The sequence below is a fragment of the Afifella sp. IM 167 genome (genome assembly GCF_020144925.1).
GTDB lineage: Bacteria > Pseudomonadota > Alphaproteobacteria > Rhizobiales > Afifellaceae > Afifella.
Window position 1 is genome coordinate 1 of record NZ_NSLC01000003.1, and the last position, 21,430, is coordinate 21,430.

General features: G+C 66.8%; 26 protein-coding genes. 4 read left to right on the plus strand and 22 right to left on the minus strand.

What is annotated here, in order from left to right:
• From CLD20_RS05185 to CLD20_RS05210, 6 genes are all read right to left on the minus strand, one after another.
• Positions 1–627 (minus strand): YgcG family protein (locus tag CLD20_RS05185; RefSeq protein WP_224405546.1); only part of this gene is annotated, 627 nt, incomplete at its 3' end.
• Positions 628–650: 23 nt separating this feature from the next.
• Positions 651–1,274, minus strand: coding sequence for a LemA family protein (locus CLD20_RS05190; RefSeq protein WP_224405547.1), 624 nt, complete (start codon positions 1,272–1,274; stop codon positions 651–653).
• 93 nt (positions 1,275–1,367) lie between these two features.
• Complete coding sequence (locus tag CLD20_RS05195) at positions 1,368–1,775, minus strand: hypothetical protein (protein ID WP_224405548.1); 408 nt, start codon at positions 1,773–1,775, stop codon at positions 1,368–1,370.
• 10 nt (positions 1,776–1,785) lie between these two features.
• Positions 1,786–3,003: a 23S rRNA (adenine(2503)-C(2))-methyltransferase RlmN gene (gene rlmN / locus CLD20_RS05200; protein ID WP_224405952.1), complete on the minus strand. Its 1,218-nt coding sequence runs from the start codon at positions 3,001–3,003 to the stop codon at positions 1,786–1,788.
• A 129-nt stretch (positions 3,004–3,132) separates the two neighbouring features.
• The gene (locus CLD20_RS05205) at positions 3,133–3,630 is read right to left on the minus strand and encodes an invasion associated locus B family protein (protein WP_224405549.1); all 498 of its coding nucleotides are present in this window, start codon (positions 3,628–3,630) and stop codon (positions 3,133–3,135) included.
• 237 nt (positions 3,631–3,867) lie between these two features.
• The gene (locus CLD20_RS05210) at positions 3,868–4,254 is read right to left on the minus strand and encodes a YkvA family protein (protein ID WP_224405550.1); all 387 of its coding nucleotides are present in this window, start codon (positions 4,252–4,254) and stop codon (positions 3,868–3,870) included.
• A 103-nt stretch (positions 4,255–4,357) separates the two neighbouring features.
• On the opposite strand from CLD20_RS05210, the gene CLD20_RS05215 reads away from it, so the two are divergent.
• Positions 4,358–5,143 carry an SDR family oxidoreductase gene (locus tag CLD20_RS05215; protein ID WP_224405551.1) on the plus strand — a complete coding sequence of 262 codons (786 nt, stop codon included), beginning with the start codon at positions 4,358–4,360 and terminating at the stop codon, positions 5,141–5,143.
• Positions 5,144–5,194: 51 nt separating this feature from the next.
• On the opposite strand, the gene CLD20_RS05220 is transcribed toward CLD20_RS05215, so the two are convergent.
• Positions 5,195–5,779, minus strand: coding sequence for a hypothetical protein (locus tag CLD20_RS05220; RefSeq protein WP_224405552.1), 585 nt, complete (start codon positions 5,777–5,779; stop codon positions 5,195–5,197).
• 298 nt (positions 5,780–6,077) lie between these two features.
• Between CLD20_RS05220 and CLD20_RS05225 the strand changes: the two genes are divergently transcribed.
• Positions 6,078–7,460 carry a pilus assembly protein gene (locus CLD20_RS05225; protein WP_224405553.1) on the plus strand — a complete coding sequence of 461 codons (1,383 nt, stop codon included), beginning with the start codon at positions 6,078–6,080 and terminating at the stop codon, positions 7,458–7,460.
• Between the two features lie 114 nt (positions 7,461–7,574).
• Here CLD20_RS05225 and sdhA read toward each other — a convergent pair whose 3' ends face one another.
• From sdhA to CLD20_RS05265, 8 genes are all read right to left on the minus strand, one after another.
• Positions 7,575–9,431, minus strand: coding sequence for a succinate dehydrogenase flavoprotein subunit (gene sdhA / locus CLD20_RS05230; protein WP_255599498.1), 1,857 nt, complete (start codon positions 9,429–9,431; stop codon positions 7,575–7,577).
• 1 nt (position 9,432) lies between these two features.
• Positions 9,433–9,810: a succinate dehydrogenase, hydrophobic membrane anchor protein gene (sdhD, locus tag CLD20_RS05235; protein WP_224405554.1), complete on the minus strand. Its 378-nt coding sequence runs from the start codon at positions 9,808–9,810 to the stop codon at positions 9,433–9,435.
• An 8-nt stretch (positions 9,811–9,818) separates the two neighbouring features.
• Positions 9,819–10,214: a succinate dehydrogenase, cytochrome b556 subunit gene (gene sdhC / locus CLD20_RS05240; protein WP_224405555.1), complete on the minus strand. Its 396-nt coding sequence runs from the start codon at positions 10,212–10,214 to the stop codon at positions 9,819–9,821.
• A 93-nt stretch (positions 10,215–10,307) separates the two neighbouring features.
• Positions 10,308–10,526, minus strand: coding sequence for a DUF1737 domain-containing protein (locus CLD20_RS05245; protein ID WP_224405556.1), 219 nt, complete (start codon positions 10,524–10,526; stop codon positions 10,308–10,310).
• Positions 10,523–11,419, minus strand: a complete 897-nt coding sequence (locus CLD20_RS05250; RefSeq protein ID WP_224405557.1) for a CoA ester lyase — start codon at positions 11,417–11,419, stop codon at positions 10,523–10,525. Before CLD20_RS05250 ends, CLD20_RS05245 begins: the two co-directional genes overlap by 4 nt.
• Positions 11,420–11,422: 3 nt before the next feature.
• Positions 11,423–12,304: a 3-hydroxybutyryl-CoA dehydrogenase gene (locus CLD20_RS05255; protein ID WP_224405558.1), complete on the minus strand. Its 882-nt coding sequence runs from the start codon at positions 12,302–12,304 to the stop codon at positions 11,423–11,425.
• Positions 12,305–12,453: 149 nt separating this feature from the next.
• Positions 12,454–13,398, minus strand: a complete 945-nt coding sequence (locus CLD20_RS05260; RefSeq protein WP_224405559.1) for an electron transfer flavoprotein subunit alpha/FixB family protein — start codon at positions 13,396–13,398, stop codon at positions 12,454–12,456.
• Between the two features lie 14 nt (positions 13,399–13,412).
• Positions 13,413–14,162, minus strand: a complete 750-nt coding sequence (locus tag CLD20_RS05265; RefSeq protein WP_224405560.1) for an electron transfer flavoprotein subunit beta/FixA family protein — start codon at positions 14,160–14,162, stop codon at positions 13,413–13,415.
• A 210-nt stretch (positions 14,163–14,372) separates the two neighbouring features.
• Between CLD20_RS05265 and msrA the strand changes: the two genes are divergently transcribed.
• Entirely contained in the window at positions 14,373–15,089 is a 717-nt protein-coding gene (gene msrA, locus CLD20_RS05270; protein WP_224405561.1) for a peptide-methionine (S)-S-oxide reductase MsrA, read from the plus strand.
• A 10-nt stretch (positions 15,090–15,099) separates the two neighbouring features.
• On the opposite strand, the gene CLD20_RS05275 is transcribed toward msrA, so the two are convergent.
• The 5 genes from CLD20_RS05275 to CLD20_RS05295 all read right to left on the minus strand — a co-directional run bounded on the left by CLD20_RS05275 (position 15,100) and on the right by CLD20_RS05295 (position 18,370).
• A complete protein-coding gene (locus CLD20_RS05275) occupies positions 15,100–15,813 on the minus strand; it encodes a rhomboid family intramembrane serine protease (RefSeq protein ID WP_224405562.1) in 714 nt (237 codons plus the stop codon).
• Between the two features lie 22 nt (positions 15,814–15,835).
• The gene (locus CLD20_RS05280) at positions 15,836–16,429 is read right to left on the minus strand and encodes a cob(I)yrinic acid a,c-diamide adenosyltransferase (RefSeq protein ID WP_224405563.1); all 594 of its coding nucleotides are present in this window, start codon (positions 16,427–16,429) and stop codon (positions 15,836–15,838) included.
• 94 nt (positions 16,430–16,523) lie between these two features.
• A complete protein-coding gene (locus CLD20_RS05285) occupies positions 16,524–17,129 on the minus strand; it encodes an acyloxyacyl hydrolase (protein ID WP_224405564.1) in 606 nt (201 codons plus the stop codon).
• Between the two features lie 130 nt (positions 17,130–17,259).
• Positions 17,260–17,439: a twin transmembrane helix small protein gene (locus tag CLD20_RS05290; protein ID WP_224405565.1), complete on the minus strand. Its 180-nt coding sequence runs from the start codon at positions 17,437–17,439 to the stop codon at positions 17,260–17,262.
• 103 nt (positions 17,440–17,542) lie between these two features.
• The gene (locus CLD20_RS05295) at positions 17,543–18,370 is read right to left on the minus strand and encodes an SDR family NAD(P)-dependent oxidoreductase (protein ID WP_224405566.1); all 828 of its coding nucleotides are present in this window, start codon (positions 18,368–18,370) and stop codon (positions 17,543–17,545) included.
• A 138-nt stretch (positions 18,371–18,508) separates the two neighbouring features.
• Between CLD20_RS05295 and CLD20_RS05300 the strand changes: the two genes are divergently transcribed.
• Positions 18,509–19,468 (plus strand): AEC family transporter, encoded by a 960-nt coding sequence (locus tag CLD20_RS05300; protein WP_224405567.1) that lies wholly within the window; start codon positions 18,509–18,511, stop codon positions 19,466–19,468.
• On the opposite strand, the gene gluQRS is transcribed toward CLD20_RS05300, so the two are convergent.
• Entirely contained in the window at positions 19,458–20,351 is an 894-nt protein-coding gene (gluQRS, locus tag CLD20_RS05305; RefSeq protein ID WP_224405954.1) for a tRNA glutamyl-Q(34) synthetase GluQRS, read from the minus strand. The genes CLD20_RS05300 and gluQRS overlap by 11 nt on opposite strands.
• Complete coding sequence (locus CLD20_RS05310; protein ID WP_224405568.1) at positions 20,338–21,267, minus strand: DMT family transporter; 930 nt, start codon at positions 21,265–21,267, stop codon at positions 20,338–20,340. Before CLD20_RS05310 ends, gluQRS begins: the two co-directional genes overlap by 14 nt.
• Between the last annotated feature and the right edge of the window lie 163 nt (positions 21,268–21,430).

The window sequence follows — 21,430 nt, forward strand, 5'->3', positions numbered from 1 at the left end:
GCCGCCGATGAAGGGCCCGCGCCTTCGCCCCCCGCCGCCTAAGAGGCCGGAGAAGACCATGATGAAGAAGACGGCGAAGAAGAACATGGTGAAAAGCGTGGAGCCGATATCCTCTTCGGGGACGCGCTCCCTCGCCCGCTCCAGCCAGGCATCCCGGTCGCCGCCGAGGACGGCGACAATATCCTCCGTGCCGCGCTGGATGCCGCCGGGAAAATCGCCCGCCTTGAAGCGGGGGATGATGGAGCCCTCGATGATCAGCCTGGAGATGGCGTCGGTCAGCACCGGCTCCAGCCCGTAGCCGACCTCGATCCTCACCTGCCGCTCGTTCGGCGCGACGAGGAGGAGGACGCCGTTATCCTTGTCCTTCTGGCCGATCTGCCAGGCGCGGCCGAGATCGACGCCGTATTCTTCGATGGTGCGGTCCCCGAGCGAGGGGATGGTGGCGATGACGAGCTGGTCGGTGGTCTTGTCCTCAAGATCCTTCGACAGTGCCGTCAGCTCCGCCTCCTCTTCTGGCGAGAGGAGCCCGGCCTCGTCGACGACGCGGCCAGTGAGCTTCGGAAAATCCTGGGCAGCCGCCGGCAGGGCGGCCGCGATAAGGAGAAAGAATGCGAGGAGGAGGCGCAAGGCGCGGTGCGGGTCCCTGAGCCTCAGTTGGCCGGCTGCGGCGCGGCGCCGCCCGTGCCGAAATCGACCTTCGGCGCGTCGGCGTTCTCCGGCGCGGTCGAAAAGTTCGCCATCGGCTCGTAGCCGGAATAGAGCGTCATCGCCCAGAGCCGGCCGGGGAAGGTCTTCAGCTCGGTGTTATATTTCCGGACCGCCTCGATGTAGTCCCGGCGGGCGACGGCGATGCGGTTCTCCGTGCCTTCCAGCTGCGACTGCAGGGCGAGGAAGTTCTGGTTCGATTTAAGGTCCGGATAGTTCTCGGTGATGGCGAGAAGCCGGCCGAGGGCGGCGCCGAGCTCGCCCTGCGCCTCCTGGTAGCGGCGCATGGCTTCCGGATCGGTCGGATCGACGTTGAGCGTGGTCTGCGTCGCCTTGGCGCGGGCCTCGACGACCGAGGTCAGCACCTCGCGCTCCTGCTGCGCAAAGCCCTTCACCGTCTCTACGAGGTTCGGCACGAGATCGGCGCGCCGCTGGTACTGGTTCTGCACCTGGCTCCAGGCGGCCTTGGCCTGCTCCTCATAGGTCGGGATCGTGTTGACGCCGCAGGAGGATAGCAGCATCGCAGCGAGGAAGAGGGCGCCGAGGCGCAAGGCAAGGACGGGGCGCATTCTAGAAAACCTCCGGAAGGGTGCCGCGCGAAAGGTAGTGATGTGCCGCCACGGCGCAAGCGGCGAGTGGCCGGCCAAACGCCTCACGGCCGGTCAAAGCCCGGCCCGCCGGCCGGCGATCAGCCAGTAGACAAAGCCGCCGACGGCGCCCGCCCCGGCAAAGATGACGATGTCGCGCGGCTCGACCGGAGGCGGGGAGGCGATGCCGAGCACCACCGCCACGACGCCGAGAAGCGCGCCGAAGACGAGATGCAGGATCAATGAGCGCCAGCCGAAGCTCTCGGCAAAAAGCACCACAAGGAAGGAGGGGATGCCCGCGACGGCACCGACGACCAGGGCGGCGATGAAGGAGACGAAGCCGGCCTTGGCGGCGTATTCGGCGAGCGTCTCGCCTGCCTGGAGGGCGGGCGGCACGGAAAAGAAGAGCACCGCCGCGGCCGCCCAGCAGGCGGCGACGAAGGCGAGCGGAATGACGAAGAGGATGCGCCAGATCCGGGCCATGCCGGAAGGGTCAGGCCCCAGCCGCGACGGCGGAAACCGCCTCGCGCTCGCGCTTCTTCATCCGTTCCGATGCGCTCTTCAGCTGGCCGCAGGCGGCGAAGATGTCCCGCCCGCGCGGGGTGCGGATCGGCGAGGCATAGCCGGCCCGGTTCACCACCTCGGCGAAGAGCTCGATCTGGTCCCAGTCGGAGCATTCATAGGGGCTGGCCGGCCAGGGATTGAACGGGATGAGATTGATCTTGGCGGGGATGCCCTTCAGGAGCTGCACCAGCTCCCGCGCTTCGGCGAGCGAATCGTTGACGCCCTTCAGCATGACGTATTCGAAGGTGATGCGGCGGGCGTTAGAAAGGCCCGGATAGTTGCGGCAGGCGTGAAGCAGCTCGGCAAGCGGCCATTTCCGGTTGATCGGCACGATCTCGTCGCGCAGGTCGTCGCGCACGGCGTGCAGCGAGATCGCCAGCATGCAGCCGATCTCATCGCCGGTGCGGGCGATCTCCGGCACGACGCCGGAGGTGGAAAGGGTGATGCGGCGCTTGGACAGCGACAGGCCCTCGCCGTCGGCAGCGATGAGCAGCGCGTCGCGCACATTGTCGAAATTGTAGAGCGGCTCGCCCATGCCCATCATGACGATGTTGGAGACGAGGCGGCCTTCCGACGGCACGATGGCGCCCTGCGGCGTCGCCAGATCGGGAAAATCGCCGATCCGCTCGCGCGCCATCAGGATCTGGGAGACGATCTCGCCGGCGGTCAGGTTGCGCACGAGCTTCTGCGTGCCGGTATGGCAGAAGGTGCAGTTCAGCGTGCAGCCCACCTGGCTGGACACGCAGAGCGTGCCGCGGCCTTCTTCGGGGATGTAGACGGTCTCCACCTCGACCGGACGGCCGGCGCCTTCGGCCGGGAAACGGAAAAGCCATTTGCGCGTGCCGTCGACGGAGACCTGCTCGGAAACGATCTCCGGCCGCGCCAGGGTGAAGTTTTCGGCGAGGCTTTCGCGCAGGTCCTTGCCGACATTGCCCATCGCCTCGAAGGACGAGGCGCCTCTGAGATAGATCCAGTGCCAGAGCTGGGCCACCCGCATCCGCTGCTGGCGCTCGGGCACGCCAATGGAGCCCAGCGCGGCGGCGAGCGCCGAGCGGTCCATGCCGAGGAGGGACGGCTTTGCCGGAAATGCAGATTGCGCCGGGGCGGCCTGCCGCTCCGGCGTGAGGGTCTGGAGGCTCATCTTCATCATCTGGTGGTTCTGCCGGGCTCTTACCACAGGGCGCGGCGGACGAAAACGGGCCGGGCCCCGGTATCCGGGGGCTGGCCCGCTCGCCTGACGGTCTTCAGACGGCCCTTAGGTCGCCGAAGCCTTTCCCTACTTGCAGGTGGAGCTCACCTTGTCGCTCGCGGCCGTGACGCCGGAGAGGGAGTATTCGTAGCTCGTCTCGTTGCCGCGGCGCGACGTGCCGGTGATCTTCATCGATTTGCCCGCCTTCATCGCGGCGAAGAGCTCGGGCTCCTCGGCGGCGTTGAGAAGCCAGGCGCTGTCGCCCTTGGTGAACATGGTGAACTTCTTGCCGTCGATATCGACGGTCACCGTCGACTTGTCCTCGAAGGCATAGCCGACAACGAAGTTCGCCTCGTGAGAGATGTTCTCCGAGGGGCTGGTGCGCACGAAGAAGGCGACCTTGCCGTGATTGAGGCTGGAAGGCGCTTCCTTCTTCGGCACCGAATGAATGAAGCAGACCGTGCCCTTGTCGCCCGGATAACTCCAGGCCGTCCAATCGTTGAACTGCCCGAGGGAATTGGGCGTCTGGGCGTAGGCGGCCGTCGCGGCGATCAGAAAAGCGCTGGTGAGAATTGTCCGTAGCATGCCTGTCCCGCTTCAGATGGTTTGCAGTTGGTGCCCCCGCTCAAACGCAGGGCCGAGGCCCTTTGCGGCCCGTTCACAAATGGGTCGTCAAGGTTACTAAATCATGAACGCGCACCGCCTTGCCGCAATTCCGCTCGCGAATTGCCTTCAACAGGCGAGGCCGGCGTTGCGGCGACGGCGCGGCAAGGGTTGTTGTCGCAAAAGCGGCCAGATTTTGACGAAGCACTTGCAGGACGTTCAGGCGGCAAAGCCCTGTGCCCCGGTTTCTTCCGCCAGCGCCTGTCGCGCCGCCTCGCGATGCTCCTCGCGGATGGAAGAGGAAACGGCGGCGAGCGCGGCCGCCAGGATGGAGGCGTCGTCGAGGAAACCGATGCCGAGAATGACGTCCGGCACCAGGTCGAAGGGCGTGACGAAATAGGCGAGGGCGCCGATCACGGTCAGCTTGGCGCGCATCGGGGTGCGCGGATCGAGCATGGCGTAGTAGGCGGCCACCACCTCGTCCATGAAGGGAATCACGCGCAGCGCCTTCTTCACCGTCGGCCAGAAGGCGCGGCGAATGCGGGCTTCCTTGTCGGCGGCATCCTCAGGACCGAGGATTTCGATTTCAGGTATGCTGCGGGCCATTCTCTCTCCCTTTCCTCAGAGGGCAGGTAGGGCCCGATGGGCGCTTTCGCAAGCGCGCCGGCCCGGCTATGACGCTCGCCAACGAAGCTGAAGGGAGTGAGGCATGAAGCTCGACAGCAACCTTGCCGCCGTCGTCACGGGCGGCGCGTCCGGCCTCGGCGAGGGAACGGCGCGCATGCTGGCGCGCGAGGGCGTGCGCGTGACGATCTTCGACATGAACGAGGAGCACGGGATCCGGACGGCCGACGATATCGGCGCCGCATTCGTGAAGGTCGACGTCACCGACGAGGCGAGCGTGAAGGCCGGGTTCGAAAAGGCGCGCGAGATCAACGGCGTCGAACGGATCCTTGTCAATTGCGCCGGCATCGCTCTCGGCCGCAAGACGGTCTCCACCGACCGCAACAGCGGCGAGCTCAAGTGCCACGACATGGAATCCTTCTCCAAGGTGGTGGAGGTCAACCTCCTCGGCACCTACCGGGTGATCCGCCATTCGGCGCTCGCCATGGCGCAGCAGGAGCCGGTGACGGAGGACGGCTGCCGGGGCGTGATGGTCGTCACCGCCTCCGTTGCGGCAACGGACGGTCAGATCGGACAGGCGGCCTATTCGGCCTCCAAGGGCGGCGTCCTCGGCATGACGCTCCCGGTGGCGCGCGACCTCACCGAATACGGCATCCGCGTCTGCTGCATCCAGCCGGGGGTGTTCATGACGCCGATGGTCTCCACCATGCCGGAGAAGGTGCAGGAGGCGCTCGCCGCCGGCGTGCCCTTTCCCAAGCGCCTCGGCCGTCCGGACGAATATGCCCGGCTGGTGCGCTTCATCTGCGAGAGCGACTACATGAACGGCGAATCGGTGCGTCTCGACGGGGCGATCCGCCTGCCTCCGAAATAGATCGCGAGACAGGCCGGCGGCGCCGGTCGCCGCCTGAAGGAGACCGGGCCTTCAGAGATCCAGGCTGAGCGAGAGGCGGACCTTGTCGACCGGCAGGCCGGTGATCTCGGCGACGGCGCCGCGCGCGGCGTCGAGGATGCGCACGATCTGGTCGCGGGGGCGGCCGGCGACATCGGCGCCGGCGATGGCCTCGTCGGCGCCGTCGAGTTCCGCAAGGGAAAGACGCGCGGCCGGCTCATGGCCGGCCAGGATGCCGGATCCGGCGTGGCGCACATCCTCGTTCTCCAGGAGATCGAGCGCGACCCACATGCCGAAATTCTTCGTCAGGCGCTGGCCGGCGGCCTGGCGGGCCTTGTAGGCGGCCTGGAAATGGCTGCGCACCTCGTCGGCGCCGAGAAGGTAGATCTCGATCGCCTGCGGGTTCTCCACCCGGTCCACCGTGGCGATGATGACGATGTCGACCTCGTCGAGCGTCTTCCAGCCCGTGCCGGTCGGCGGAAAGGCGATCCAGCGATCGGCGGCGGTCCGAAGGCAGGCCCGGCGCTCCCGGCCGTTGCGCGAAATCAGCCAGTTATTGGCGCGGCCCCTGCCGGGCAGGCGTTCCATGCCGTAGCCCGCATCGATGAGAGCCGGCACTGCCGCGTCCCGCAGCCTCTGCCACAGTTGTCCCAATTCCGGCCCCTCGGCTATTCTTCGTTAAAGTTTTAGGAAATCTGTCGAATCCGTCGGCGGACGGCAAGGATCGTAGCGGCTGGAGGGTTAACCTTTCCTTCCCGGCTCTGTGGGCACGCCGGTATTGACCGGCCCGAGATGGGCGCGCGGGCAGACTTGCGAAAGATCTGGATGGCGCCGCGCGCGGGAAAGAACGTTAAGCATAGCTCCACATCTTATCTTAAATGCGAAGTCGGAGCATGGCGGCAAACGGGAGGCCACCATGGCTCTGGCGCGCAGGACCTTGCGGAAGGGTCGCGTCTTTTTCAGATTCGCGGGCATCGCCCGGCAGTATCGCAGCGAGGAGGAAGGCGTCGTCGCAATCCTCTTTGCGCTGGCGCTCATCCCGCTTCTCGGCCTGGCGGCTGGGGCCGTCGATTTCTCGCGCCTCAACACGATGAAGGCGGGCGTGCAGCATGCCGCGGACGCGGCGGCGATCGCCGGGGCGAAGGCGGCCCGGCTGGAGGGCGTCGACGCGATCGAGACGGCGCGCCAATCCTACTGGGCGAACGTCGCACGCCTCGGAATCTCGACAGCGCCCGAGCCGGCCATCACCCTCGGCGAGGGGCGCATCACCGTTACCGCCGATGATGCCCTGCCCTCCTCGCTGCTGCAGGTCGTCGGCATTCCGAGCCTCAGCTACCACGCGCTGGCAGCCGCCAATATTCCCGGCACCGCGAATGCCGAGATCGTCATGGTTCTCGACTATTCGACGTCCATGCAGACTTCGGGCAAGTGGGGGCGCATGAAAGATGCGGCGGAGAGCTTCCTCGCCGCCTTTGAGGAAAATCCCGACGCCGACGCCAAGATCGGCTTCGTGCCGTTCTCCGAGTTCGTCTACGCGCCCGTTTCGGGGCGCTATCTGCGCGGTCTCGCCTCGGCCGACTGGGCGAACGACTACCTCGCCTGCACCTACAACCGCGACTATCCCTATTCGGTGGAGGATGCCGAGCCGAACCCGGTGCAGGAGGCGAGCCGCTGGGCCTTCTCCAACTACCGGCTGGCCGACGGCGAGGAAGATACGCCGCCGGGGCAGATCGAGTGGCTGACGGAGGCTGAGCCGGGCAGCGAGGCCGAGGCGAAAGCGAAGCTCTGCGAGAACTACGACAAGTTCCAGCTCGTCCTTCAGGAATTGACCGACGATTACGGCATCCTGCGCACCCAGCTCGGCAAGATGAAGCCGATCCCCAATGGCGGCCTCACCAATATCTCGCTGGCCTCGGAGATGGGCTGGCATGTGCTGACCGACGTTCCGCCCTATGAAGAGGGCGTGGCGGCCGACAGCGCGGAAGGCAAGAGAACCAAGAAGGTGATGATCCTTCTGACCGATGGCGAGCAGACGGTGCCGGTACAGGGTCCCGGCGGCGACGTTTCCGTCGAGGCCGCCGATATCGTGACGCAGGAGGTCTGCACCAACGTGAAGGCCGACGGCATCGAGATCTTCACCATCGCCTACGATCTGGAGCCGGGGCCGGCGACGGACCTTCTGGTGAACTGCGCCTCGAGCGAGAAGAACTTCTACGCCACCGGGGCGACCGGCGACCTCAAGGGCGTCTTCCAGGACATCTTCGACCAGATCGCCGAGCGCATCCGCCTGGTGAACTGAACGGGTGAACTGAAGACATCGGGACAACAAGGTGCCAACGGGAGGCGCCAGACAAAAAGGCCGGGCGAAACGCCCGGCCTTTTCAATTCGCTTCCGGCGTGCCGGCAGATTGCGTCAGTAGACGCGCTTCTTCGGCTCGATATAGGGCACGTCGTTCGACATCGTGTAGGTGTGGACCGGCCGGTCCTCCAGCGTGACGCTGTGCGCCGCCTCGTCGAGGAAGGCGAGCGTGTGCTTCATCCAGTTCTGGTCGTCACGCTCGGGATAATCCTCGCGGGCATGGGCGCCGCGGCTCTCGGTGCGGCTTGCCGCCGATTCCATCGTCACCACCGCCTGGGTGATGAGGTTCTGGAATTCGAGCGTCTCGATGAGATCGGTGTTCCAGATGAGCGAGCGGTCGGAGACGGCGATGTCCTCGGCGCCGCGCCAGACCTCGTCGATGAGCATGCGTCCCTCCTCCAGCACCTCGCCGGTGCGGAAGACGGCGCAGTTCGACTGCATGACCTTCTGCATGCGGGCGCGCAGGGCCGCCGTCGGCGTGCCGCCCTTGGCGTTGCGGGCGCGGTCGAGGCGCGAGAGCGCCAGTTCGTCGGCGGCGGGCGCGATGTCGGGATGGCGCTCGTCCGGCATCACCGTCTCGGCGCAGCGCGCTCCCACGGCCCTGCCGAAGACGACGAGGTCGATCAGCGAGTTGGAGCCGAGGCGGTTGGCGCCGTGGACCGAGACGCAGGCCGCCTCGCCGACGGCCATCAGGCCCGGCACGATGCTGTCGGGATCGCCGCCGACCTTGGTCAGCACCTCGCCGTGATAGTTCGTCGGGATGCCGCCCATGTTGTAGTGGACCGTCGGCAGGACCGGGATCGGCTCGCGGGTGACGTCGACGCCGGCGAAGATCTTGGCGGTCTCCGAAATGCCGGGCAGGCGCTCGTGCAGCACGGCCGGATCGAGATGCTCCAGATGCAGCTCGATATGGTCGCTTTCCTTGCCGACGCCGCGGCCCTCGCGGATCTCGATGGTCATGGCGCGCGAGACGACGTCGCGCGAGGCGAGGTCCTTCGCCGAGGGGGCGTAGCGCTCCATGAAGCGCTCGCCTTCCGAATTGGTCAGATAGCCGCCCTCGCCGCGCGAGCCCTCGGTGATCAGGCAGCCGGCGCCGTAGATGCCGGTCGGGTGGAACTGCACGAACTCCATGTCCTGCAGCGGCAGGCCGGCGCGCAGCACCATGGCGTTGCCGTCGCCGGTGCAGATATGCGCCGAGGTGCAGGAGAAATAGGCGCGGCCATAGCCGCCGGTCGCCAGGATCGTGCGGTGGGCGCGGAAGCGGTGGAGGGTGCCGTCCTCCATGCACAGCGCCATCACGCCGCGGCAATGGCCGTCCTCCATCAGGAGGTCGAGGGCGAAATACTCGATGTAGAACTGCGTGGAGTGCTTCAGCGCCTGGCCGTACATGGTGTGCAGCATGGCGTGGCCGGTGCGGTCGGCGGCCGCGCAGGTGCGCTGCGCCGTGCCCTCGCCGTAGCGCGTGGTCATGCCGCCGAAGGGCCGCTGGTAGATCTTGCCCTCTTCCGTGCGCGAGAAGGGCACGCCCCAATGCTCCAGCTCGTAGACGGCTTCCGGCGCGTTGCGGCACAGATACTCGATCGCGTCCTGGTCACCGAGCCAGTCGGAGCCCTTGACGGTGTCGTACATGTGCCAGCGCCAGTCGTCCTCGCCCATGTTGCCGAGCGCGGCCGAGATGCCGCCTTGGGCCGCCACGGTGTGGGAGCGGGTGGGGAAGACCTTGGTGAGGCAGGCGGTCCGCAGGCCGGCCTGCGCGGCGCCGAGGGCGGCCCTCAGGCCGGCGCCGCCGGCGCCCACGACGACGACGTCGACCGTGTGGTCGATGACCGGGTAGGCCGTGCCGTTGCGGGCGGGCGCGCCGCCGGGCTCTCCTGCCCCGTTCGATTTTCCGTTCTGGCCGTTCGACGCCAAATCAGCCTCCAAAGGCGATGATCAGGATGGAAAGAATGCCGACGACGGCAAGGCCGCCGGTGTAGAGCGAATTGGCGATCCAGGCCGCCGCTTTCAGCCCTTCGTGCTGGAGGTAGTCCTCGATGACCGACTGCATGCCGATGCGCATATGCGTCGTGACGTTGTAGACGAGGGCGACCATGATCGCCGCCACGATCGGATTGCCGATGCGGGCGCGGGCCGTGTCGTAATCGGCGCCGATCAGCGAGACGACGATCAGGATGAAGGCGATCATCAGGGGCAGGTTGGCGTAGGCCGTGATGCGCTGGCGGATCAGGTGGGATTCGGTCCCTTCCTTCGCCGAGCCGAGGCCGCGGACCTGCGAGAGCATTGTGCGCATGGGTGATCCTATAGGGCGATGAGAACGGCGATCCAAAGGATGAGCGTCAGGCCGATGCCGCCGATCATGCTCGCCCTGGCCATGAGATCGACGGTGGGCTTGTCGAGGCCCATCGCCGTGTCCCAGATGAAGTGGCGGATGCCGCCCATGATGTGCTGCATCAGCATCCAGGTGAAGACGAAGAGCACCAGCCAGCCGAGCCATGTGCCGAAGAGCATGGTGGCGAAATCAAAGGCCTGCGGACCCCAGGCGAGCGATACCAGCCAGAAGGCGAAGAGGATGGAGCCGCCATAGAGCACCATCGCCGTGATGCGATGGGCGAGCGAGGCGGCCATGGTGACCGGCCAGCGGAAGATCTGCACGAAGGGCGAGAGGGGCCGCCGGCTTTCGGAAGTATCTGTCATCGAACGCTCCTTGATCCCTTCATAGCGTGCCCATGACGCGATGCAAACGCGGCCGGACGTAATTGCTGCACTGCGTCGTCATCGCGGGGGCGATCAATAGTCGCCGAGGCTGAAATCGGGTTTCGAACTTTCCTCGTCGTAGGTGCCCTCGACCTCCTTGACGATCGCCTGGGCGCAGATCGGCCGGTTCGCCTCAGGGCTGAAGGTCAGGGAAGGCGAGCCGTGCAGCGCCCAGCCCTGGTTGAGGGCCGCGGAGACACGCTTGCAGAAAGCGGGGTCGTCCAGCCCGGTCAGAAGACGGTAGAGTTTCATGTCCGATCCCTCTCGGTGATGACAGCGGCTTTCGCAAGTAGTCTTTCGGCGCTCTGAAGGTGGAGGCGCTCCACCATGCGCCCGGCCACGCGCAGCGCGCCCTTGCCGGCATTCGCCGGATCGGCGAAGGCGGCGCGGATGGCCTCGGCGTCGGCCACCTCCGCCTCGCTCGGCGCAAAGGCGGCATTGGCGGGGCCGATCTGGGCAGGATGGACAAGGCTCTTGCCGTCGAAGCCGAGCGCGCGCGCCTGCCGGCACTCGGCGCCAAGCCTGTCCTCGTCGTCGAGCGCGTTGAGGACCCCGTCGATGGCCAGCAGCCCATAGGCGCGCGCGGCGGCGATCACCGAGAGCATCCAGGGCACGAATTCCGCGCGCTCCGGGCCGGGCGTGACGCCGGTATCCTTGGCAAGGTCGTTGAGGCCGAGGACGAAGCCGGCGAGCGGCAGCTTCTCGGCAAGGGCCGCAATTTCCCGCAGGTTCAGGATCGCCTTCGGGGTCTCGATCATCGCAAAGAGGCGGACGCGGGAAAGCGCGTCGGCTTCCTCCAGCGCGGAGGCGACCGTCGCCAGCGTCTGCGGCCCGTCCACCTTCGGCACCAGGATCGCCTCGGCCCTGGCGGCAAGCGCGGCCAGGAGGTCTTCCGTCGCCCATTCCGTGTCGAGGCCGTTGATGCGCACGAGGCGGAGCTTTTGCGACGGCTCGGCGAGAGCAGCCCGCAGATTCTCGCGCGCCGTCTCCTTGGCATCGGGGGCGACCGCGTCTTCCAGGTCGTAGATGATGCCGTCCGCGGCGAGGCCGGGGGCCTTGGCGAGCGCGCGCTCCTTGTCGGCCGGCACATAGAGGAGCGAGCGGCTGAGAAGGATCTCGCCGGCTGGGGCGGGAGTGGCCGTCACGATCTAGCGGGTCGGAACGGGCGTATCGCCGCGGTAATCGTAGAAGCCTCGGCCGGTCTTGCGGCCGAGCCATCCGGCTTCGACGTATTTCACCAGAAGCGGGCAGGGCCGGTACTTGGAATCGGCGAGCCCCTCATAGAGCATCTGCATGATCGACAGGCAGGTATCGAGGCCGACGAAGTCGGCGAGCTGCAGCGGTCCCATCGGATGATGCGCGCCCAGCCGCATCGCCGTGTCGATGGCGTCCACCGTGCCGACGCCCTCATAGAGCGTGTAGATCGCCTCGTTGATCATCGGCATGAGGATGCGGTTGACCATGAAGGCGGGGAAATCCTCGGCCACGGCGATCGTCTTGCCGAGCGAAGCGACGAAGACCTTGGCCTTGGAAAAGGTCGAATCCTCCGTGGCGATGCCGCGTACCAGCTCCACCAGCTCCATGACCGGCACGGGATTCATGAAATGAATGCCCATGAAGCGCTCCGGCCGGTCGGTGGCCGATGCGAGGCGGGTGATGGAGATGGAGGAGGTGTTGGTGGCCAGCAGCGTCTCCGGATCGAGGATCGGGCAGAGCTCGGCGTAGATCTTGCGCTTGACGGTCTCGTCCTCGGTGGCCGATTCGACGACGAGATCGGCCGCGGCGAGCTTTTCCAGCCCACGGGTGGCGGTGATGCGGGAAAGGGAGCGCTTGCGCTCCTCGTCGTCGATCTTGCCGGAGGAGACCTGGCGGGCAAGGTTGCCCTCCACGGTCGCCAGCGCCGCCTTCAGCCTGTCCTCGGCGATGTCGTAGAGGATGACGTTGTAGCCTGCGAGCGCACAGACATGGGCGATGCCGGCGCCCATCTGGCCGGCACCCACCACACCGACCGTCCTAATCTCGTCCGCCATGGGTGTCTCTCTTAACGCGGTCTCTTGTCCGTTTGTCGAACAAACCCTGCCACGATCTAGAGTATCAAGCAGGCACAGGGAAAGGGGAAGCGTGCGGCGCAACAAAATCCGGGCCGGCGCGAGCCATCTTGCCGCGCCGGCCCGAAGGGTCAGCCGGCCTGCTTGTCCAGCTCGGCGGAAAGCTCCGGCAGGGCGGTGAAGAGATCGGCGACGAGGCCGTAATCGGCGACCTGGAAGATCGGCGCCTCCTCGTCCTTGTTGATCGCCACGATCACCTTGGAATCCTTCATGCCGGCAAGATGCTGGATGGCGCCGGAGATGCCGCAGGCGATGTAGAGGTCCGGCGCGACGATCTTGCCGGTCTGGCCGACCTGCCAGTCGTTCGGCGCGTAGCCGGCATCGACCGCGGCGCGGCTCGCGCCGATCGCGGCGCCGAGCTTGTCTGCCATCGGCAGCATCACCTCGTCGAACTTCTCCTTGGATCCGAGGGCGCGGCCACCGGAGATGATGATCTTGGCGGCGGCGAGTTCGGGGCGCTCGCTCTCCTGGATCTTGGCTCCGACATAGCTCGAAAGGCCGGGATCGGCTGGCGCCTCGATGGTCTCGACGGAGGCCGAGCCGCCTTCGCCGGCGGCGGAGAAGGAGGAGGCGCGGACCGTGATCACCTTCTTGGCGTCGCCCGACTTCACCGTCTGGATGGCGTTGCCGGCATAGATCGGGCGGCGGAACGTGTCGGGGCCGACCACCTCGATGATGTCGGAGACCTGCATGACATCGAGAAGGGCGGCGACGCGGGGCATGATGTTCTTGCCGTCGGTGGTCGCCGGGGCGATGAGCACGTCGTAGCCCTCGGCCAGCGAGACGGCGAGCGCCGCGACCGGCTCGGCGAGGCGGTGTTCCAGCGCCTCGCTTTCGGCGAGCAGCACCTTGCGCACGCCGGAAAGCTTTGCGGCCGCCTCGGCGGCCGGGCCGGCGTCCTTGCCGGCGACGAGAATGTCGACGTCGCCGCCGATGGCCGTGGCGGCCGAAAGCGCCTTGGCGGTCGCCTCGTTGAGGCTCTGATTGTCGTGTTCGGCGATCAGGAGAATGGTCATATCGGGCTTTCCTCTCAGAGCACGCCGGCTTCGTTCTTCAGCTTGTCGACGAGCTCGGCGACCGAGCCGACCTTGACGCCGGCATGCCGCTTCGGCGGCTCGCGCGTTTCCACGACCTGAAGCCGCGGGGCGGTGTCGACGCCGTAATCGGCGGCCTTCTTCATATCGATCGGCTTTTTCTTCGCCTTCATGATGTTCGGCAGCGAGGCGTAGCGCGGCTGGTTGAGGCGCAGATCCGCGGTGACGACGGCCGGCAGCGTGATCGCGATCGACTGCAGGCCGCCATCGACCTCGCGGGTGACCTCGGCCTTGCCGTCCTGAAGCTTCATCTCCTTCAGGAAGGTGCCCTGGGACCAGCCGAGAAGGGCGGAAAGCATCTGGCCCGTCTGGCTGCAATCGTCGTCGATCGCCTGCTTGCCCATGACGACCAGCTCCGGCTTCTCCTCTTCCACGATGGCCTTGAGGATCTTGGCGACGGCGAGAGGCTCCACAGCCTGCTCGGCCTCCACCAGGATGCCGCGATCGGCGCCCATGGCGAGCGCGGTGCGGATCGTCTCCTGCGACTGGGTGGGTCCGACGGAGACGACGACGATCTCTTCCACCGTGCCGGCCTCCTTGAGGCGGATCGCCTCCTCGACGGCAATCTCGTCGAAGGGGTTCATGGACATCTTGACGTTGGCGAGATCGACGCCGGAACCGTCGGCCTTGACCCGCGCCTTGACGTTGTAATCGAGGACCCGCTTGACCGGGACGAGAACTTTCATCGCGCATCACTCCACAAAGACGGCCTCCGGTTAGCCTTGCCGTTCGGCGCATGCAAGAGCGTGCCGGGTGGGAAAGAAGCCGTCGTCGCGCATCGGGGAGCGGGCGCACACGCCCTCTCAAACCCCTGTGAGACGCCTCGCCGGCGGTTGCGGCGTTCCCATATCCTCGTCCAAGCATTGCGGAGATTCCGCAAGGAAGAGGAAGATGCCATGCCGTTCAGCTTCAGAGCCTTCGTCACTTTCATCGCCGCGGCGGGAACCGCGCTCGTCCTTGCCGCGGGCGCGACGGGACCGGCGGCCGCCCAGGCGACGAGCGAGGCCGCGCCGCCCTCGGTGGATGCGCCGGGCGGGCTGAAGCGCGCCATCTTCGCCGGCGGCTGCTTCTGGTGCGTGGAGGCCGATTTCGACAAGGTGCCGGGCGTCAAGGAAACCATTTCCGGCTTCACCGGCGGGCATGTCGATCACGTCACCTATCATGAGGTCACCGCCGGCGGGACGGGGCACAAGGAGGCGGTGGAAGTGACCTACGATCCCGCCGTCGCCTCCTACGACAAGCTTCTCGACGTGTTCTGGCATTCCGTCGATCCCGTCGATGCGGGCGGGCAGTTCTGCGACCGGGGAGAGAGCTACAAGACGGCCATCTTCGCTCTCGACGATGCGCAGCTGAAGGAGGCCCAAGCCTCGAAGGAGGCGATCGCCAAGGATCTCGGCCAGTCGATCGTGACGGAGATCACGAGAGCGGGTCCGTTCTGGCCGGCCGAGGCCTATCACCAGAACTACTACCGGAGCCAGGACCGGATCCTGTCGCGCTTCGGCTACGTGACGAAGGCTTCCGCCTACAAGGGCTACCGCGAGGGCTGCGGACGCGACCGGCGGCTCAAGCAGCTCTGGGGCAAGGACTACCATCGCGGCATCCCGGCGAGCTGAGCGGGACGCCTCAGCGGTTGAGCGGTGGCGGCGAGAGCTTGCGGTCGAAGAGCGGCACCGCCTTGCGGCGCAGCGGCACGACGAGCACCGCGCCGATGGCGAAGCCGCCGATATGTGCCCACCAGGCGATCTTGGAGGATTCCGGCGTCGCCATGACGAGATTGGCGACCTGAAACACGAGCCAGGCGCCGAGCACCCACCAGGCGCGAAGGCGGAGCGGGATACGCCCGAAGGCGAGGATCCACAGCTTCACCTTCGGGTGCAGGACGAGATAGGCGCCGACGACCGCCGCCACCGCGCCCGAGGCGCCGATCAGGGGCGCCTCCGAGCTGCGCTCGGCGAGCGTGTAGATGTAGCCGGAGCCCGCCGCCCCGAGCAGATAGAAGAGGAGGTAGCGGGCATGGCCCATCGCATCCTCGATGTTGTCGCCGAACACCCACAGGAAGAGCATGTTGCCGCCCAGATGGATGAGGCTGGCATGCATGAAGGCGTAGGTGAGGAAGCTCAGCGCCTCGGGAATGACCACGAGGTTCGGAGGCAATTCGGCGATATCGTTCACCACCGAGGGGATGAGGCCGAAGGAAAGCGCATTCGCCTCCACGAGGGTGGCGTTGAGGCCGCCGGCGAGGAAGAAGCAGGCGACGTTGGCCGCGATCAGCGCGTAATTCACCCAGGCTCGCCGCACATGGACGAGCCGGTTGTCGTCGTGGATTGGCAGGAACACCGGGCGAAGGCCTAGCGGGCGTTCATCGGTTCTGCCCCGGCACCCAGAGGATATCCGCCTCACCCTTGCCGTTCACCCAGCGGCTGGCGACGAAGAGAAAGTCGGAGAGCCGGTTCATGTACTGGATCGCCGTCGGGCCGACCTTTTCCGGCTCGTGGGTGGCGAGGGCCACGACGAGGCGCTCGGCGCGGCGCGAGACGGTGCGCGCCAGGTGCAGCGCCGCCGCCGCCGGCGCCCCGCCGGGCAGAATGAAGGAGCGCAGGGGCGACAGATCGCGGTTCAGGTGGTCGATGTCGCGTTCCAGCCGTTCCACCTGGCTCGGCACAATGCGCAGCGGCTCATAATCGAGCGGTGTGCCGTCGTCGGGGCAGGCAAGATCGGCGCCGAGGTCGAAGAGGTCGTTCTGGATGCGCGCCAGCATGGCGTCGACCTCCGTGATCGCCTCGCCGAGGGCCGCGTCGAGATGGGAGCGGGCGAGGCCGATCACCGCGTTCGTCTCGTCGACGGTGCCGTAGGCCTCGACCCTCAGATCGTATTTCGGCCGGCGTTCGCCGGTGCCGAGGGCCGTCGTGCCGTCGTCGCCGGTCTTCGTGTAGATCTTGTTGAGAATGACCATTTCGTCTCCGCCGCACCGAGCGCGTGAACGGCTCTATAGGCCGAGGCGGAGGCGCCGCGCGAGGGGCGCGGCGGAATTCGACCGCAAAAAGGCCTCAGAAGCGGTAGCCGACCTTCACGCCCGCATGGGTAAGGCCGTCGTTCACGCCGCACAGGCCGGCATGCGAGGAATGGTCGACGGCGGCCACGACGACGAAGTTCCGCACGGCGACGCCGATGCCGGCGCTTTCGCGGAAGAGGGCCGAGCAGCCGAGGCGGGGGCCGTTGGCGGTCCTGCCGGTATCGCCGTTGTGCACGGTGCCGCCGAAAGTGCCTTCCAGGAACAGCCAGTCGGTGAGGTAAAGGTCCCAGGTGAGGCCGGCATAGACCTGGCTCGTGCCGCCGGACGTGGCGATCGTCGTGCCGATATGCGGGCGCGGGCGAAGCAGGAAGTCGGCGAACCGGTTGTCGAAGGGCGTCATTGGGTTGCCGAAGATCACTTCGCCGTTGAGGAAGACGCCCTCCTCGTGACGGGTGAGGCGCCTGCGCTCGTCGATGGCGAAGACGGACGGGCCGACGCGGACTTCCTCGATGAATTTGTAGGTGGATACGGGCTCGGGCGCGTAGACGATCTCTTCGCTCGGTACCGGCAGGTCTGCGGCCGATGCGGCGCCTTGGGCGAGCGCCAAGGCAAGCCCGAAAAAGAACAGGATTTTCCGCATTGCCGCCCCTTCCCCGATTAACGGAGATTTAACGGGGGGACTTAGAACCAGGCAACAAACCGAGGCGGTTGTTGCCCGCAGATCGACTTTATTTTGCCCGATTGTTGCGAACGGGGCACACCGGGCGAGATCAGTGCGTTGCGATCCACAGGCCGGACATCAGAATAATGATGGCGACGAACTGCAGGCCGACGCGCCAGCGCATCAATTGCTGCGAGCGGCTGGAGCTGCCGCCGCGCAGCATGTTCCACAGCCCCAGGAGCAGCACTACCAGGACGGCGAAAACCGCGACGACACCGAGATACTCCATGGGTGTAAACCTTCCTTGACGACAGCGCCCGGCTTACGACAGGCGGAGGATGGACGCAAATGGCGCGCTCTCAAGAGCGGTGCGCAAGGCTGAAGCGCGCGCCTCAGCCGGTCATCTTCACGGCGAGGCGGTGGAGGATGCCGCGGGGCAGGAAGCGGCGGCCGGCGCCGGCGATGCGCGTCTGCGAGGTGACGGGATAGTGTGTCTTCGGGCGCGGCGCCTCGCAGGCCTTCACCAGCACCTCCAGCATCGCTTCCGGGCCCAGCTGGCCGGCGGTGTTGCCGCCCTTTTCCAGCGAGGCGATGCGGCGGGCGTAGTAATCCCTGTGAACCGAATTTTCCGCATCGATGGTGCGGCGGAAGACCTTGAGCGAGTTCTCCGACATCTTCGTGGCGATCGGGCCGGGCTGAAGGCTGACGACGTCGATGCCCGAGCCGGCGAGCTCGATGCGCAGGGCGTCGGTGTAGCCCTCGACGGCGAATTTCGATGAGACATAGGCGGCCCGGTAGCCGAGCGCCATGACGCCGAGGACCGAGGAGGTCATGACGATGCGGCCCTTGCCCTGGCGGCGCATCACCGGAATCGCCCGGCGCGTCAGCTCATGCCAGCCGAAGAAATTGGTCTCGAACTGCTCGCGCAGCGCCGCGCCGGGAAGATCCTCCACGGCGCCGAGCTGCGAATAGCCGCCATTGTTGAAGAGCGCATCGAGGCGGCCGTCGGTCGCCATCAGCACCGCGGCAAGCGCGGAGACGATCGTGTCCTCGTCGCGGTAGTCGAGATAAAGGGCGCGCAGGCCCTCGGCCCTCAGCGCTTCCACGTCCTCGTCCCGCCGCGCCGTGGCGAAGACCTGCCAGCCGCGCCTCGCCATGCCGAGGGCGCAGTGGCGGCCGATGCCGGACGAACAGCCGGTGATCAAAATGGAACGGGTCATGGCGTCGGTCTTTCCGCGGATGATCGGTCGTGCCCGGGTCGGGCCGCCCTTCCTTGCCGTTTCGCTCTTGCGGATCAAGCCACTGTCCAATGCGCGCCATCGGCCTTATGCGGAGAAAGGCGAGAAGCGATCCCCCCGATGTCCGACACCGTCTTCATTGTCCTATCCATCTTCGGCCTGATCGGTATCGGCTATCTTGCCGCGCGCTCGCGGCTCCTGTCGGCGGAGACCGGCGACGCGCTCGCCGATTTCGTCTTCACCATCGCCATCCCGCTGCTGCTCTTCCGCACCCTGGCGCGGGCGGATTTTCATGGCGTCGATCCCTGGCGGCTGTGGCTTGCCTATTTCGCCGGCGTCCTCGTCACCTGGACGGTCGCCCATATGCTGGTGCGGCGGGTCTTCGGCCGCGATGCGCGCTCGGGCGTCGTCGCCGGCGTCTCGGCGGGGTTCGGCAACACCGTCCTCATCGGTATCCCGCTGGTGCGCGCCACCTACGGCGAGCCGGGAATGGTCGCGGTCCTCATCCTCGTCTCGGTGCATCTGCCGGTGATGATGGCGGCAAGCCTCCTCCTCAACACCTGGGCGCGCAGCCGGGACGGGCTTGCGCCGGAGGGCACGAGCCGCGCCGGCATGGTGCGGGGCTTCCTCCTGGAGCTGATCCGCCATCCGATCGTCCTCGGCATTCTCGCGGGCGGGCTGTGGCATTTCCTATCCCTGCCGATCCCGGCGCTGATGGGAGAGCTGGTCGACAGCCTCGCCGACATCGCCGGCCCGCTGGCGCTCTTTGCCTGCGGCATGGGGCTCGCGCGCTATGGCATCGCCCGCAACGTTCCGGCCGCCTCGGTGCTGGCGGCCATGAAGCTCGTCGTCATGCCCGCCGTCGTTCTCGTTGTCTCCGAGCTTGTCGGTCTCTCGCCGCTCTCGACCGCGGCGATGGTGCTCGTCGCGGCGAGCCCGACCGGCGTCAACGCCTTCCTCATCGCCAACCGCTTCGGCACCGGCGAGGCGCTTGCCTCCAACGCCACGCTGATCTCCTCGGCGGGCGGCGTCGCCACCGTTAGTTTCTGGCTCTTCGTGGTCCGCCTGATTACGGGCTAGGAAGGTCGAGGCTCGCCCGGATTTCCTGCGGCGTGGCGCCCGCGGCGCGCAGGTCGCGCAGCGAGGTGGAGCCGGCGGATTTCGCCAGCTTCTCCCCCTCTTCGCCGAGAATCAGCCGATGGTGCTGGTAGAGCGGCACGGGCAGCGACAGGAGCTGCTGCAGGAGCCGATGGACGGCCGTCGAGGGTTTCAGGTCCATCCCCCGCACGACATGCGTGACGCCCTGGAAGGCGTCGTCGAGGGTGACGGCGAGATGGTAACTCGTCGCCACTTCCTTGCGGGCGAGGATGACGTCGCCCCAGGCGGCGGGATCGGCGGGCACGCTCTCCTCTTCGCCCGAAAAGGGGTCGTTCTCGCGCCAGGAAAGCGCCGGCACGCCCGCGAGCGCCCTTTGCATGTCGAGCCGGAGCGCATGCGGCTTTCCCGAGGCGATCGCCTCGGCCCGGCGGGCCTGCGGCCAGTCCTTCTCGTTGCCCGGATAGAGCGGGGTGCCATCCGGATCGCGCGGCCAGGTGCCTTGCGTTCCTTCCTTCTCGGCGACGGCGGCGGCGATCTCCGCCCGGCTGAGGAAGGCCGGGTAGAGGAGACCGAGGCGGGAAAGCTCCTCGAGCGCCGCCCGATAGGCTTCGAGGCGGGCACTCTGGAAGAGCACATTCTCGTCGAAGGAAATTTGAAGCCAGGAAAGGTCTTCCATGATCGCCGCGACGAATTCGGGGCGCGAGCGGGAAGGGTCGATATCCTCGATCCTCAGAAGCAGCCGGCCGCCGAGCCTTGCGGCGGCGGATTCGTTGAGGAGAGCGCTATAGGCGTGGCCCAGATGCAGGAAGCCGTTGGGGCTCGGCGCAAAGCGCAGGACCGGCCCGCCGCCGTCAGATGCCCTGATCAAGCTTCACCACGTCGCTGACGCGCCGCTCGCGGTAGAGGAGATAGAGGCCGCTGACGATGATCACGGCCGCGCCGAGCGCGGTCGAGACCGGCGGCACGTCGCCGAAGACGAGGAAGCCGAGCGCCGTCATCCACAAGAGCTGGGTGTAGACGAAGGGGGCGAGCACCGGCGCTGGGGCGAGCTCGTGTGCCTTGATCAGGAACCAGTGGCCGAGGCCGCCGAGAAGGCCGGTGATCAGGAGCAGGAACCAGTGGAAGGTGTCCGGCACCTCCTTCCAGAAGGAGAGGCCGGGCGGCAGCATCACGAAGCCGGCGATCACCGCCGGCAGGATGATCATGCTTTCGGCCGTCTCCTTGCCGGCGAGGCGGCGCGTCAACAGCACATAGCCGGCATAGCAGGTGGTCGCGGCGATCGAGATCAGCAACGCCGGCTGGAAAGCGCCGGGCACGGGCTTGATGATGAGAAGCGCGCCGGCAAAGCCGATGACGATCGCCGCCCAGCGGCGGGGCCCGGCCCATTCGCCGAGGAAGGGGCCGGCGAGCGCCGTGACGATGAATGGGGCGAGGAAGAAGATCGCTGCCGTTTCCGTCAGCTGGAGTCGCTGCACGGCGAGGAAGTTGAGCATCGTGGTGGCGAGCAGAAGGAGACCGCGCAGGACCTGCAGCGGCCATTTGCGCGGCAGATAGAAGCTCCAGGCCCGCCATGGCCGGAAGATCGCCATCGCGAGCAGAAAGTGGGTGAAGAAGCGCATCCAGACGATCTGCACGGGGGAGAGCACCTCGCCGAGATACTTCGCCGTGGTGTCGAGGCAGGCGAAGAAGAAGAAGGTGACGAGGATGAGGCCGAGGGCCTTCAGCCTGTGCGTGACGTCGGGTGCGGCAAGGGCCGATGGAGCGCTGGTCATCGGCTTCATGCAAAGAGCCTCGCGTGTGCGAAAGCAAGTCGTTTGATCGAGCCGGCGTCCGTGCCGGCCTTGGCGGCGGGCCGGGCATCCGCAGAGAAAGGCGTTGCACCGCTGGCCGCTTTCCTCTTCACATGCCGCTGCAACCGACCGGATTGTCGAAGGAATCGCGCAA